The sequence below is a fragment of the Streptomyces sp. NBC_01549 genome (genome assembly GCF_026339955.1).
Lineage (GTDB): Bacteria > Actinomycetota > Actinomycetes > Streptomycetales > Streptomycetaceae > Streptomyces.
In genome coordinates this window covers 4,608,792-4,622,212 of sequence record NZ_JAPEPW010000001.1, presented here as the reverse complement: position 1 = coordinate 4,622,212, position 13,421 = coordinate 4,608,792, and the positions used below count along the sequence as shown (strand labels likewise).

Annotated in this window: 10 protein-coding genes and 2 pseudogenes; 6 read left to right on the top strand and 6 right to left on the bottom strand. The window is 68.9% G+C overall.

What is annotated here, in order from left to right:
* Positions 1-47: 47 nt before the first annotated feature.
* A complete protein-coding gene (locus OG819_RS20545) occupies positions 48-1,220 on the bottom strand; it encodes a PP2C family protein-serine/threonine phosphatase (protein ID WP_266413942.1) in 1,173 nt (390 codons plus the stop codon).
* A gap of 150 nt (positions 1,221-1,370) precedes the next feature.
* Between OG819_RS20545 and OG819_RS20540 the strand changes: the two genes are divergently transcribed.
* Positions 1,371-2,600, top strand: a complete 1,230-nt coding sequence (locus tag OG819_RS20540; protein ID WP_266650787.1) for a GNAT family N-acetyltransferase — start codon at positions 1,371-1,373, stop codon at positions 2,598-2,600.
* Positions 2,601-2,622: 22 nt separating this feature from the next.
* On the opposite strand, the gene OG819_RS20535 is transcribed toward OG819_RS20540, so the two are convergent.
* Together OG819_RS20535 and OG819_RS20530 are read right to left on the bottom strand one after the other, a co-directional pair.
* Positions 2,623-3,432: a DNA-formamidopyrimidine glycosylase family protein gene (locus OG819_RS20535; protein ID WP_266650786.1), complete on the bottom strand. Its 810-nt coding sequence runs from the start codon at positions 3,430-3,432 to the stop codon at positions 2,623-2,625.
* 280 nt (positions 3,433-3,712) lie between these two features.
* Positions 3,713-4,201, bottom strand: coding sequence for a ribose-5-phosphate isomerase (locus OG819_RS20530; protein ID WP_266624722.1), 489 nt, complete (start codon positions 4,199-4,201; stop codon positions 3,713-3,715).
* Positions 4,202-4,439: 238 nt separating this feature from the next.
* Here OG819_RS20530 and OG819_RS20525 point away from each other — a divergent pair, with 238 nt between their 5' ends.
* A complete protein-coding gene (locus OG819_RS20525; RefSeq protein ID WP_266624723.1) occupies positions 4,440-5,915 on the top strand; it encodes an amino acid permease in 1,476 nt (491 codons plus the stop codon).
* A gap of 81 nt (positions 5,916-5,996) precedes the next feature.
* On the opposite strand, the gene OG819_RS20520 is transcribed toward OG819_RS20525, so the two are convergent.
* Positions 5,997-8,030 (bottom strand): serine/threonine-protein kinase, encoded by a 2,034-nt coding sequence (locus OG819_RS20520; RefSeq protein ID WP_266650785.1) that lies wholly within the window; start codon positions 8,028-8,030, stop codon positions 5,997-5,999.
* Positions 8,031-8,214: 184 nt separating this feature from the next.
* Here OG819_RS20520 and OG819_RS20515 point away from each other — a divergent pair, with 184 nt between their 5' ends.
* Positions 8,215-8,940: an LPXTG cell wall anchor domain-containing protein gene (locus OG819_RS20515; protein ID WP_266650784.1), complete on the top strand. Its 726-nt coding sequence runs from the start codon at positions 8,215-8,217 to the stop codon at positions 8,938-8,940.
* Between the two features lie 136 nt (positions 8,941-9,076).
* Here OG819_RS20515 and OG819_RS20510 read toward each other — a convergent pair whose 3' ends face one another.
* Positions 9,077-9,667 carry a biotin transporter BioY gene (locus OG819_RS20510; protein WP_266624726.1) on the bottom strand — a complete coding sequence of 197 codons (591 nt, stop codon included), beginning with the start codon at positions 9,665-9,667 and terminating at the stop codon, positions 9,077-9,079.
* Positions 9,668-10,161: 494 nt separating this feature from the next.
* On the opposite strand from OG819_RS20510, the gene OG819_RS20505 reads away from it, so the two are divergent.
* On the top strand, positions 10,162-10,434 hold the full coding sequence (locus OG819_RS20505) for a hypothetical protein (RefSeq protein WP_323139357.1): 273 nt from the start codon (positions 10,162-10,164) through the stop codon (positions 10,432-10,434).
* A 15-nt stretch (positions 10,435-10,449) separates the two neighbouring features.
* On the opposite strand, the gene OG819_RS20500 is transcribed toward OG819_RS20505, so the two are convergent.
* A complete protein-coding gene (locus tag OG819_RS20500; RefSeq protein WP_266647750.1) occupies positions 10,450-11,817 on the bottom strand; it encodes an IS701 family transposase in 1,368 nt (455 codons plus the stop codon).
* Positions 11,818-11,917: 100 nt separating this feature from the next.
* Between OG819_RS20500 and OG819_RS20495 the strand changes: the two are divergent.
* Together OG819_RS20495 and OG819_RS20490 are read left to right on the top strand one after the other, a co-directional pair.
* A pseudogene (locus OG819_RS20495) lies at positions 11,918-12,916 on the top strand (RNA-guided endonuclease InsQ/TnpB family protein); the annotation flags it as partial.
* 143 nt (positions 12,917-13,059) lie between these two features.
* A pseudogene (locus OG819_RS20490) lies at positions 13,060-13,374 on the top strand (TauD/TfdA dioxygenase family protein); the annotation flags it as partial.
* Positions 13,375-13,421: the final 47 nt, after the last annotated feature.

Here is a 13,421-nt window from a genome sequence, read left to right as displayed (position 1 = left end):
TACGGTCCCTGTCCGGTCAGCCCCTTCGACCATCAAGAAGGCCGTCGTCAGCGGGTTGCCGTGGGGCCCTCTCGGCAGATCAGGAGGAGGGCCCGGTCGTCGTTGACGTCCTTGGCGACGGCCTCGATGAGGTGCCACGCGGCGCCGTGGAAACCGCCGGCGACATAACGGTCGGCCTCACCGGTGAGGCGGTCGATGCCCTCGACGATGTCACGGTCGGAGGTTTCCACCAGACCGTCCGTGAAGAGCATCAGGACGTCCCCGGGCCGCAGGGAACCCTTGACGGGGTCGAACTGGGCACCGTCGTACACCCCGAGGAGTGGACCTTCGGCAGCCTTCTCCTCCCAGCGCCCGCTGCCCGCGCTGAGCTGAAGGCCCGGTGGGTGCCCGGCGGAGAAGAGTTCGTAGTCGCCGGAGTCCAGGTCCAGGACCAGGTGGATCGAGGTGGCGAAGCCCTCGTCCCAGTCCTGGCGCAGGAGGTAGCCGTTCGCCGCGGGGAGGAAGGCGTGGGGTGGGAGCGATCCCAGGAGACCGCCGAAGGCTCCGGAGAGGAGCAGGGCGCGCGAACCCGCGTCCATGCCCTTGCCGGACACGTCGGTCAGGACGACTTCGAGGCTTCGGCCGCTGTTCGTACGTGCGGCCACGACGAAGTCCCCCGAGAACGACTGACCGCCCGCCGGGCGCAACGCCATCTCCCGGTGCCAGCCCAGCGGCAGACCCGGCAGCTTGCTCTGTACGCGGATGCGTTCGCGCAGGTCGAAGAGCATGGTGCCGCCGCGCCGCCAGGGCACACCGACACGGCTGCGGAACTGGGCGATCAGCAGCCCGAAGAAGCCGCAGGCGGCGACCACCAGGACCACGCCCGGGGTGACCCGGGAGGGGCCCTCCGTGTACGGGCCCAGCTTCACGGACTCCACTATCAGCGCGGTGGCGGCGGCCGCGTACAGGCCGAGCAGGCTGGCGGGGCGCAGCAGAAGGCCGCCCGCGACGATCGGGAGGACCAGCGCGGCCGGGGAGCACCAGACCGAGTTCATCAGCGTCGTGGCCGCGATCACGGGGATGGTCAGCAGCAGACCGGCCAGTGCGATCCAGTCCGAACCGTCACCGCGGAAGTAGTCGACGGCGGATCTGCGCACGCCGGTGCGAGCCCGGTGCCACTGCTTCTTCAACCGGGCCGTGAACGTCTCGGCTTCCGCGCGCCGCTCTCGTCCTGCTGCCATTAGTTCGGGACCCTATCCATCGGACCAGGTGCTTGGCACGGGAGGTCCCACTTGTCCCCCGTCCGAGCGCTCAACATCACAGTGAACGGCACCTCCGGGGATGGGGGAAATTCCCTCGCTCGTACCGCATTGCCCTGGTAGGCATGGCGTATGACGACTGACTTGCGGGTTCTGCGGCAGCCCGAGTGGGACACGTGGTACGACAGCCTGGTCCGCGCGTTCGGGGGCGTACCGGAGTCGTCCGAGGAGCGCGAGGTGTGGAACGCGCTGACAGAGTACGACCGTTTCCTGGGTATCTGGGACGGCGACCAGTGTGTGGGCACCTCGGGGGCGTTCTCCTTCCGGGTCACGGTCCCCGGCGGCACCTCCGTACCGGCCGCGGGCATCACGATGGTGACGGTCGCGGCCACGCACCGGCGGCGCGGGCTGCTCAGGTCGATGATGCGGCGGCAGTTGGACGACATCCGCTCATGGGGCGAGCCGCTGGCCGTGCTGACCGCGTCGGAACCGGTGATCTACGGCCGGTTCGGCTACGGCATCGCGACCCATCAGTACAACGTCGAGATCGACACGACCCGGGTACGACTGTCCGTACCGCCCGGCACCGATGACGTACGTCTGCGGTACGCCGCGCCGGCGGACGTACTGGACGCCTGCGAGGCGGTGTACGCGCGGCTGGTTCCGGGCCGGCCGGGGAGGCTGGCGCGGCGGCCCGGCTGGGAGCGGGTGGCGCTGCTCGACCCGCAGGGCGACCGGGACGGCGCCTCGCCGTTGCAGTGCGTGGTCGCCGAGCGGGACCACGAGGTCGTGGGTTACGCCCGGTACCGGATCAAGCGGGGCGGCGACCACCGCGGGGCCGCGTTCACCGTCGTCCTCGACGAACTGGAGGCGCTCGACCCGGCGACGCACGCGGCGCTGTGGCGGTTCCTCCTCGAGATCGACCTGACGTCCACGCTCGTGGCGCGCGGTCGCCCCGTGGACGAGGCGTGGCAGTACATGGTGTCCGACATCCGGCGCTGCGCGGTGCGGATGCGGGACGCGCTGCACGTGCGGCTCGTGGACGTCGGTGCCGCGCTGGAGGCACGGACGTATCAGGCGCCGGTGGACGTGGTGTTCGAGGTGGAGGACGCGTTCTGCCCCTGGAACGAGGGGCGCTGGCGGCTCACCGGGGACACCAAGGGCGCCATCTGCGTGCGTACCTCGGACGCCGCCGATCTCGCCCTGTCCGTCAGGGAGTTGGGGGCGGCGTATCTCGGTGGGGTGTCCCTGGCCTCGCTCGCGGCGGCGGGGCGGGTGCGGGAGTTGCGGCAGGGCGCGCTCGCGGAGGCGTCGGTGGGCTTCTCGTCGGCGGTCGCGCCCTGGTTGCCGCACGGGTTCTAGCCCCCGGGCGTCCGAACCCGGTTCAGCCGTTCTGGCAGGTCGGGCACCAGAAGAGGTTGCGGGCGGCGAGATCAGCGGTGCGGATCTCGCCGCCACAGATGTGGCAGGGCAGATTGGCCCTGCGGTACACGTACACCTCGCCGCCGTGGTCGTCCACGCGCGGTGGGCGGCCCATGGCCTCCGGGGTGTGTTCCGGGCGGACGGTGTCGATGCGGTTGTTGCGGACGCCCTCGCGCATGAGTGCCACCAGGTCCGTCCAGACCGCGTCCCACTGCGCCGGGGTGATGTCCTTCCCCGCGCGGTACGGATCGATGCCGTGCCGGAAGAGGACTTCCGCGCGGTAGACGTTCCCGACGCCCGCGATGATCTTCTGGTCCATGAGGAGGGCGGCGATCGTCGTACGGCTGCGGGAGACGCGGTGGTACGCCGCCGACGGGTCCGCGTCCGCACGGAGGGGGTCCGGGCCGAGGCGGGCGTGTATCGCCCGCTTCTCGTCGTCCGTGATCAGGGCGCAGGTGGTGGGGCCGCGGAGGTCGACGTACGACGTGGCGTTCGCGAGGCGGAGACGGACCGTGTCGGTGGGGGGCGGGGCGGGGGCGTCGCCGAAGTTCACCTTACCGAAGAGGCCGAGGTGGATGTGGATCCAGTCGGCGGCACGGAAGGCGAGGAAGAGGTGTTTGCCGTGGGCGTCGGCGCGTTCGAGGGGGGTGCCGTCGAGGAGGGCGGCGGCGTCGGTGAACTTGCCCTGGGGGCTGGTGACGCGGGTGGGGTCGCCGGTGAATCTGGCCGCGTAGTCCTCGGCCAGCCGGTGAATCGTGTGCCCCTCGGGCACGGGGTCCTCCTCGTGCGGCAGTCTCTCGTACGGCGCCGACGGCCTGGGGGGTTGTTCCGCCCCCGCCGCCCCTACCCGTCCCATCCCCAGGGGCTACGCCCCTTCAACCCCACCAGGGCCTACGCCCCCGCATCGGCGTGAACGGCCTCGTCCTCAAACGCCGGACGGGCTGAACGATGCGCGCCAGCGCTCTTAAGGGGCGCCGGGAACTGCGCGACCAGCCCGCACCGGCCTGCGGCCGGAGAACAAGTCGGCGGGGTCCGGGGCGCAGCCCCGGGAGTCAGGCCTGCTGGGGGTGGTGGGGTGGGATGGGCGGGAGGTCGCCCGTCTCTTCGTAGGCCGACAGCATGTCGATACGGCGGACGTGCCGCTCGTCACCGGAGAAGGGCGTGGAGAGGAAGACCTCCACGAACTTCGTCGCCTCCTCCTGGGTGTGCATACGCGCCCCCACGGCCACCACGTTGGCGTTGTTGTGCTGGCGGCCGAGCGACGCCGTCTCCTCGCTCCAGGCGAGCGCGGCACGCACACCGTCCACCTTGTTCGCGGCGATCTGCTCCCCGTTGCCGGAGCCGCCGATCACGATGCCGAGGGCCTCGGGGTCGGCCGCCGCACGCTCCGCGGCGCGGAGGCAGAACGGCGGGTAGTCGTCCTGGGCGTCGTAGATGAGGGGCCCGCAGTCGACGGGCTCGTGCCCGGCGGCCTTGAGCCACTCGACGAGGTGGTTCTTGAGTTCGAAACCGGCATGATCGGAGCCGAGATACACGCGCATGGTCCGAGTGTGACACGGCTGTTTCGGATCGGACTCGCCGGGTGCCGCCGGTGAAAAGTGCGAGTAAGTCTACAAACCTCAAGGAAACCTCAAGTAACGATCTGGATTCAAAGGTTCACGAATCCCTTTGCCTCCGATTCACTGGACCGGCTCGTTACAGGGTCCCTACAAGGACCCGCGCGGGCCCGTACACCGCTCGTACGGGAATCTGCTCACCCGGCGCAAAGGAATCCCCCCTATGACCTCGCAGCCGACCCCCACAAAGGCCGCAAGCGGCCACGGAGGCCCCGGAGAACCCGGTTCGGGCCTCCAGGCCGGACTCAAGAACCGTCATCTGACCATGATCGCCATCGGTGGCGTCATCGGCGCCGGCCTCTTCGTGGGCTCCAGCTCCGGTATCGCCACCGCAGGGCCCGGCATCCTCCTCTCCTACGCCCTCGTCGGCACGCTCGTGGTGCTGGTGATGCGGATGCTGGGCGAGATGTCCGCCGCGAACCCGACCTCCGGTTCGTTCTCCGCACACGCGGACCGCGCCCTCGGGCGCTGGGCCGGTTTCTCGATCGGCTGGCTCTACTGGTTCTTCTGGGTGGTCGTGCTCGCCGTCGAGGCGACCGCGGGGGCCAAGATCCTCGAAGGATGGGTGCCCGCCGTACCGCAGTGGGGCTGGGCGCTCATCGTGATGATCGTGCTCACCGCGACCAACCTGGTCTCCGTCGGCTCGTACGGAGAGTTCGAGTTCTGGTTCGCAGGGATCAAGGTCGTGGCGATCGGCGCGTTCATCGTCGTCGGCGCGCTCGCGATCTTCGGCGTGCTGCCGGGTGTCGACGCCCCGAAGGCCGGCCTGGGGAATCTGAGCGACCACGGCGGCTTCCTGCCGCACGGGCCCGGCGCGATCCTCACCGGTGTGCTCCTGGTCGTCTTCTCCTTCATGGGCAGCGAGATCGCCACCCTCGCCGCCGGTGAGTCCGAGGACCCGCAGCGAGCCGTCACCAAGTCCACCAACAGCATCATCTGGCGCATCGCCGTCTTCTACCTCGGCTCGATCCTCATCGTCGTGTCCCTGCTGCCGTGGAACGACCCCTCCATCAAGGACAAGGGCTCGTACGTCGCCGCCCTCGACTCCCTCGGCATCGCGCACGCCGGTCAGATCATGAACTTCATCGTGCTGACCTCCGTGCTCTCCTGCCTCAACTCCGGGCTCTACACGGCCTCCCGGATGGCGTTCTCGCTCGGCGAGCGCGGTGACGCGCCCAAGGCGTTCGCGAAGACCACCTCGCGCGGTGTGCCGATGGCCGCGATCGTCGTCTCGGTCGTCTTCGGCTTCGTCGCCGTCTTCTTCAACTACAAGTTCCCGGACTCGGTCTTCCTCTTCCTCGTCAACTCCTCCGGCGCGGTCGCCCTGTTCGTCTGGCTGGTCATCTGCTTCTCGCAACTGCGGATGCGGAAGATCATCCAGCGCGAGGCGCCGGAGAAGCTGGTCGTGAAGATGTGGCTGTACCCCTACCTGACCTGGGCGACGGCCGCGCTGATCGTCTTCGTCCTCGGCTACATGCTGACCGACACGGAACACGACGGACGCGAGACCGTCCTGCTGTCGCTGCTCGTCGCCGCGATCGTGCTCGTGATCGCCTTCGTGAAGCAGAAGCTCGGCGGCTCCGCGGCGACCGAGCCGGTGGGCGCCGGGGAGCCGGTCGACGCCACGTCGGAGGCCTGAGCACCCGGACGCGGTGTTCGGCGGATTCGGTGAGGGGGAGGGGCCCGGCGGCAGCTGCCGCCGGGCCCCTCCCCTATCTGTTCACAGGGGCGTGAAGCTCTTCTTGACCTCGTCGTAGACGGGGAGCGCGGTCGCCTCGATGTCGGGGTGGTACCAGGTGCTGATCTCGTACGACGTGCCACCGGAGCGGAAGCCGAGCAGTCGGACGTGCCAGAGCCGGCCCTTGGCCGTGACGGTGTACTCCCAGACGACCGCGGGCGCGCCACGGAACGTGGTGCGCTCCAGGCGGATCCGGCGGTAGTTCAGGCCCTTGCTGGTGTCCACCTCCGCCTGCTGCCACTGCGCCAACAGGTCACCCCGGGCCGGGGTCGCGTTGGCCACGATCTCCTGCGCGCGGTCGGGCGAGGTGTAGTGCACCTCGGAACCGCTCTGCGCCACCCGCTGCCAGCCCTGCGGCGGCGTCCACGCGTACAGCCCGGCCTCCTTCCGGGCGCCCGCCGGCAGGCTCGGCGGGCGTGACGTGCCGTCGACGGTGGGGGGTGGGGAGGAGGGGGTGGCGGACGGGTTCTGTGCGGAGTTCGGTGACTTCGACAAGGACGATGGCGCGGTCGAGGTCGAGGTCGGAGTGAGCGCGCCGGTCGTGTCGTGGGAGGAGCCGCCGGTCTGCGTCAAGACGAGCCCTACGACGGCTCCCACGACCACCACACCCCCGGCGGCGGCCAGGCCCATCCGGCGCCGGCTCCGCCGTGGGGCGGAGGGCACGGCGGGGCGGGGGAGTTCGCCCGGCGGCGTGATCATCACGCGGGAGACCGTGGTGTGTGTGGCGAGGGAGGGGGGTTCGGGAAGCCGCGGGGGTGCGCTGGGTTCGGGTGTGGGGGTGGGGGTGGGGTCGGGTGCAGGCGCGGGTGTGGGGTCGGGCTCCGGGATGGCGTCCTGTACGAGGTCCGGCTCGGGGGTCGGTACGGGGGTCGGTTCGGGGTCCCGCTGGGGCGGGGGGTGTTGCGCGGCGCGTATGAGGCTCACGTCCAGGAGTGCGCGCGTGGGCGACTCCTGGTGGAACGGAGGGACGGGGGGTGGCGCGGATTCCGGCGTCTCCGTCTTCTCCGGTGCGTCGGGAGGCTCAGCCGTCCCTCCCACCTCTGGCGTCTCGGATGCCTCCGGTGTCTCCGATGTATCTGATGTATCTGATGTATCTGACGCTTCCGGTGATGCCCGTGTCTCTGGCGCTTCCGGTGATTCCGGTGATTCCGGTGATTTCGGCGCTGGTTCGGGTACGAGTCCCGTTTCCGGGGACGGGGATTCGGTCTCCTCCGGTCGGGGGAACGCGATCGGGCGCAACGCCGTCTCCAGTTCCTCCAGGCCCGGTCGGGTCGACGGCTCCTTCTCCAGCAGGGCGGCCAGGATCTCCCCCAAGTCACCAGCCGTGGAAGGAAGTTCGGGCTCCTCGTACAGGACCGCGTGCAACGTCGCCAGGGTGGTCGAACGGGAGAACGGCGAGCGGCCACCGAGGGCCGCGCTGAGCGTCGCGCCCAGGGACCAGATGTCGGACGGCGGGCCCTGGGGGCGGCCGGAGACGCGCTCGGGTGCCATGTAGTCGGGGGAACCGACCAGCATCCCGACCATGGTGAGCGCCTCCGCGTCCTGCAGCGCGGCGATGCCGAAGTCGGTGAGGACGACACGGTGGCCGCGCCGCTCGACCAGGACGTTGCCCGGCTTGATGTCCCGGTGCAGTACTCCCCCGGCGTGCACCTGGCGCAGCGCCGCGACCAGTTCGAGCCCGAGACGAGCCGCGGTGGGCGGGTCGAGCGGGCCGTCCTCGACCACGAGTTGTTCGAGGGAGCGGCCCGCGACGAGTTCCATGACGATCCACAGCCGCTCGCCCTGGTCCACGACGTCGTAGATGCGCACGACATTGGGATGGTCGATCCGGGCCGTGGCCCTGGCTTCGCGCAGAGTGCGTTCGCGGCGGGTTCGGGTGTCCTCCGGGTCGAGTCCGTCGATCCGCATTTCCTTGACGGCGACCTGCCGGTCGAGCATTTCGTCGGTGGCTCGCCACACCCGCCCCATTCCCCCCTGGCCGATACTCTCGGCCAGCCGATATCGACCCGTCACCAATAATCCCGGAACACCGCCACTCGCATTCCCCGTCAATCCCCTGCACCCCCTCAACACCCGCCACAATCGTCCGCCACAGCAGAAACACAATGGTCACACTTCATGCCGTACCAGCATAGTGCGGAGAAATCTTGTGGTACCTCTTCAAGTACTGCGAATTCAGGCGCAGCCAAGGGGGACGAACATGAGTTCTCGTCACACGACGACCATCGCGGGATCGCTGCTCACGGCATCTTTCTCGGCCGTGATGATCCTTTCCTTCACTGCCGTCGCGGACGACCAGGGACCGGGTACCAGCAAGGGGGGAAAGGTCGTGGACCCGGCGCCGGCGGGCGTGAAGCTGACCACGTTGTTGCCCGAGAAGATCTCGGTGGACAACAGCTCGCACGAAACGGCGCTGACCGCCACGGTGAAGAACGAGGGGACCAAGGACAGCGGAAAGATCCGGCTTTTGGTGGTCGGCTTCGACGGTCTGAAGGTCAAGAGCGTCAAGGGTTGTTCCGCCATGGCGGACAAGGATCTGCCCAAGGGTTCGAACAGTGGATTCGTGTGCGAAGTCGGTAATCTCGCGGCCGGAAAGTCGCGGTCGTACGCCGTCGCCGCGACCTTCGATCTGAGCAAGACCGGAAAGATCTGCCTGCCGGTTCAGGACAGCGACGGGAAGAAGACGTTCTGGCAGCAGGGACCGGTGCCGTTCGGTACGACGAACCCGTCGCCGAACGCCCCGGCCACTCCGCTGTTGCTCGACACCGAGAACAAGCCGGTGACACCCGGCGGCGACCAGTTGCCCAAGACCGGCGCCGGGAGTGACCTTCTGCCGCTCGGCGCGGCGGGGGCGGCGCTCGTCTCCGTCGGGGCGGCGGGGATGTGGTGGGCCCAACGGCGGCCTCGCCGGCAGCCGCAGGCGTGACGGCGTGGGCCGGGACGCCGTGTGCGCGGCGTCCCGGCCCGCCTTCTCCGACATCCCGGGCCCGAAACGCGCGAGAGGCTCGCCGGGTCGACGTCGGAGTACGACCCGGCGAGCCTCTCGCGAGGGAACTACGGCCTCAGCGGTTGAGGAACTTCCAGGCGGTCGGCAGGACGCCCATCGCCAGCGCCGCCTTCAGGGCGTCGCCGATCAGGAACGGGGTGAACCCCGCCGCGAGGGTCGCGCTCAGCGACATGCCGGTGGCGGCGGCCAGGTACGGAAGGCCGACAGCGTAGATGATCGCCTCGCCCAGCAGCATCGTGCCCGCCATGCGCAGGAACGAGCGGTCGGCGCCGCGCCGGGCGAGGGCGCCCACGGCGGCGGAGGCGAACATCATGCCAAGGATGTAGCCGAGGGACGGGGCGGCGGTGCCGGAGCCGCCGTCGGCGAACCACGGCATGCCGGCCATGCCGACGAGGGCGTAGAGCGCGAGCGAGAGGAAGCCGCGGCCCGTGCCGAGGGCCGTGCCGACGAGGAGGGCGGCGAAGGTCTGGCCGGTCACCGGGACCGGGGAGCCCGGTACGGGCAGAGAGATCTGGGCGGCGAGGCCGGTGAGGGCGGCGCCGCCGAGCACGAGGGCGGTGTCCCTGACGCGGGAGGCCGGGAGCAGGTCGGCGAGGACCTCGCCGGGGCGGATGCCTGGGCGGGGGGTGACGGCAGCGGTGCTCATGGGGACTCCGGCGGGTGACGGGGGGGGTCGGGACACGGTGACGCTATCCCAGGGGGACGGGTGGATCACCGTGTGCGGTCGACAAAGCGGGGATCCAGGGCTTGGTGGAGCCCTTACAAAGGAGGCCGTGTACACCTATCGGGGCGTGATGCTGGTCACTGAGGTGGGATGGTTTTGTCCCGGGGGAGAGGTTGGGCGCATGCTGTAGGGTCCCACCAAATCGGCCTCACTCGGGTGCCAGCCGGATTGCCGCCCCTGCCGCCCCACTCATTCCCCTCCCCGTACCACCGTGACAGTCGGGCGGTTGCACGGTCCGGTTCCCCGGATTGCGCGTCGGCCGTGGGGTGCGGTCCACACAGCTCCTGATGTGCACTATCGGAACTTACCGGGCATCTCCATCGAGCAGAGTAATTCATCATGCAATCTGCAAATTAACTCAATACGGTGATAGGTATCGAATATGCGATTGCAGATCGCACAGACATGTAGGTTCGGTGATCGTGAAGTTAATGATGCAGGTCAGGCTCCTACCGACGCCCGACCAGGCGACGGCGCTCGAGGCGACGCTGCTCGCTTGCAATGAGGCCGCCACCTGGGTCAGCAAGGTCGCGTTCGAGCGCAAGGAATTCAAGAACTTCGCGCTGCGCAAGGTCACCTACGAACTGGCCAAGGAGCGTTGGCAGCTGGGAGCACAGGCCGCCCAACACGTGATCAAGAAGACGTGCGACGCATACGTGACTCTCAAACACGGCAGCTGTAGTTCGTGACTCGTGAGGTTCCTGTCATGCGATGGCCACTGCTGTGACGTTGTTCCAGCGGCGGTGGCAGGCCGTCGCGCGATGCTGGTGTCGGCGACGCCAGTTCGACCAGCGCAGGGCGTGTGCCGGATCGGTGTCCTGGCGGGGCCTTGGCAGGGCGAAGACCCGCAATAGCGCGAGGAGTTCGCGCGGGCTGACGGGCACCATGGCCAACTCGTCGTCGGAGTTGGCGGGGTGGGCGCGTTGCCGCTCGTGGAGGGCGCCGACGGCCAGAAGTGCGTAGGCGATCATTGACATGAGGCTCCAGCGGTGCCAGGACGTCCAGCAGGTGACCTGGCCGGTGTCGAGGTGGGCCAGGCCCTTGGCTCCCTGGAAGTCCTCCTCGACCCGCCACCTGCGGCAGACCGCGCTGACCAGCACCGATATCGGCTGCGGGTCGGGGTGCCAGGTCCGGTAGAAGGAAAGGGTGCCGGTGCGGCGGTGGCGTCGGACCAGGACCTGGCTGTGCCCGGCGGCCTGTCCGGGCGGCGCATCGTCGGGGTTCACGTCGATCATCGCCCAGTCGTAGAGCCGCTCGGCCTTGGTGCCATGGCCGGTCCTCAGCCGCATCCAGGCCCGCTTCGGCACCCGCTCCAGCAGCGCGGTGACCTTCTTCTTCCCGGCGCCCGGGGTGGTGACCCGGTGGCTGGTGGGTACCGCGATCGCGTAGCCGTAGCCCAGCGCACGGATCCGCGCACGCAACTCCCGTCCACCGTAGACCTCGTCGGCGGCCACCCACGCGGTGTGCACCCCCGAGGCGTGGGCGTCCTCCAGCATGTCGCCGGCCAGTTGCGGCTTGGTGGCGAACACCCTCTCGTCGGGCACCCCGACCAGCTCACGGCGCTCGTCGTCCGCCGCCCATGCCTCGCCCAGGTACAGCCGACGGTCGACCAGCGCGTGCCCCTCGGCACTCACGTAGGAGAGGTGTACCGCGACCTGGCACAGCCCGATCCCGCCCAGCGCCCCGGAGTACTGCCGGGCCGCGCCGACCGCGTCGAGGGACGACTTCTCATCGCCCGTCTCGTCCACCACCAACATCACCTCCCTCTCGCCGAGTTGCTCCACCGTCCAGGCCGCGACCGACCGGCGGACTGCCTCGGTGTCGAAGCGGGCCCTCGACAAGAAGTGCTGCAGGACATGCGGACCGCTGTGGCCGATCGCCTCGGCCAACGACCAGCAGTTCGCCGATTCCTTGACCATCAGCAGCCCAGAGACCATGTTCCGGCAGGTCAGCCGGGTCTCCCGGCGCGGGAAGCAGCTCGCGAACCGGCCCATCAACCCCTCGAACAACCCGTCCCACCCGGCGTGTACTACCGTGGCCTGCGCGGCCACCGCTTCTTGATTCTTCGTCACACAAGATCACGATGCCGGTGGCCGTACCCCTGCCGCAGGCACCCCACCCACCACGCTGGCCAGCGGCGATGCCTCACGCCTCACGAACTACAGCTGCCGTGTCAAAGCGAACCTCAAGGCCGGAAATCTCGGCAGGCCCGGCTCGAAGCGCTACCGCAAGGCCACCGGAAAGCCGATCGCGTTCCGGCCGCGCGGCGCGCAACCTTACGACGACCGGATGCTGTCCTGGCAGATCGCCGAGCGCACGGTCTCGATCTGGACCACTGGTGGGCGGGTCAAGAACGTGGCCTTCACCGCCTCGGCGGAGCAGCTCGCCACTCTCGCCCAGTACCGCAAGGGCGAATCCGACCTGCTGGAACGCGACGGCATGTGGTTTCTGAACGCCACCTGCGAGGTCCCCGAAGCCGAGCCGCATATCGATCCAGTGGACTTCCTCGGCATTGATCTGGGCGTCGTGAACATCGCCACCACCTCGGACGGCGAGATCATGGCCGGTCGCGAGCTGAACCGCTTCCGCGCGCGTGAGCGCGGCCTGCGGACCAAGTTGCAGAAGAAGGACACACCGTCCGCCAACCGCCGCGCCAAGAAGCGGCGTCGCAAGGAGGCCCGGCGGGCGAAAGACATCAACCACAAGATCGCGAAACACGTGGTGGCCGAGGCAGAACGCACCGGTCGCGGAATCGCCCTGGAAGACTTGACGGGCATCCGTGAGCGGGTACGGCTTCGCAAGCCCCAACGGGCCACCCATTCCAGCTGGTCGTTCGCCCAACTGGGTGCTTTCATCGCGTACAAGGCCCGCCGGGCGGGAGTGCCAGTGGTGTACGTCGATCCGGCGTACACCTCGCGTACGTGCGCCGAATGCGGGCACATCGACAAGGCGAACCGGGTCTCCCAGGCCTGGTTCGCGTGCCGGAACTGCGGATTCGTTGATCATGCAGACCGGAACGGCTCCCGCAACATCCGCGCGAGAGCGCGGGAGTTGCGGAGACGCGGGGCCGAGTCAACGCCCCCTGCTCACCCCCAACAACCACAGGGTAGGGCTGGACGCAAGCGCCGTATCACCGCCAGTGATGCTCGCTGTGCAAGCCCGACGCTCTAGCGTCGGGCAGCTGACAAACTCGGAATGTTGACACGCATGGTGCGCAACGTCCTGATCACGAACAGCGCGTGGGCCTGGTTGCCGATGTTTCAGGCTCCGCAAGAGCGCACCCGAAACAGCTACCGCCACGAGGCACAATCTGTCAGCGCGGGCTGTTCATCGGCGGGTTCGCGCAGCGGATCGTCGGGCTGTCGGTGGGCGAGTCCCGCAAGCTGCTCGACCTGTTCCAGTCGTACATCACCCGCCCGGAGAACATCCTGCGCTGGCGCTGGTCCCCTAACCAGCTCGTCCTGTTCGACAACCGCACCACCCAGCACTACGCCATAGACAACTACGACGGACAGCCGCGCCGCCTCAACCGCGTCACCGTCGCCGGTGACATCCCGGTCGGCGTCGAGGGCAAGGAGAGCTACTCGATCGAGGGCGACGCCTCGCACTACACCCCCGTGGCCGAGTAAAAGGAATCTCACGCTCCGCACCGCGGGTGTCCGCGTAATGGGCAGCC

Excerpts from the sequence above, each read along its gene's own strand:
- OG819_RS20545 (WP_266413942.1), bottom strand. The coding sequence starts at position 1,220 with ATGGCAGCAGGACGAGAGCGGCGCGCGGAAGCCGAGACGTTCACGGCC.
- OG819_RS20540 (WP_266650787.1), top strand. The coding sequence starts at position 1,371 with ATGACGACTGACTTGCGGGTTCTGCGGCAGCCCGAGTGGGACACGTGG.
- OG819_RS20530 (WP_266624722.1), bottom strand. The coding sequence starts at position 4,201 with ATGCGCGTGTATCTCGGCTCCGATCATGCCGGTTTCGAACTCAAGAAC.
- OG819_RS20525 (WP_266624723.1), top strand. The coding sequence starts at position 4,440 with ATGACCTCGCAGCCGACCCCCACAAAGGCCGCAAGCGGCCACGGAGGC.
- OG819_RS20515 (WP_266650784.1), top strand. The coding sequence starts at position 8,215 with ATGAGTTCTCGTCACACGACGACCATCGCGGGATCGCTGCTCACGGCA.
- OG819_RS20510 (WP_266624726.1), bottom strand. The coding sequence starts at position 9,667 with ATGAGCACCGCTGCCGTCACCCCCCGCCCAGGCATCCGCCCCGGCGAG.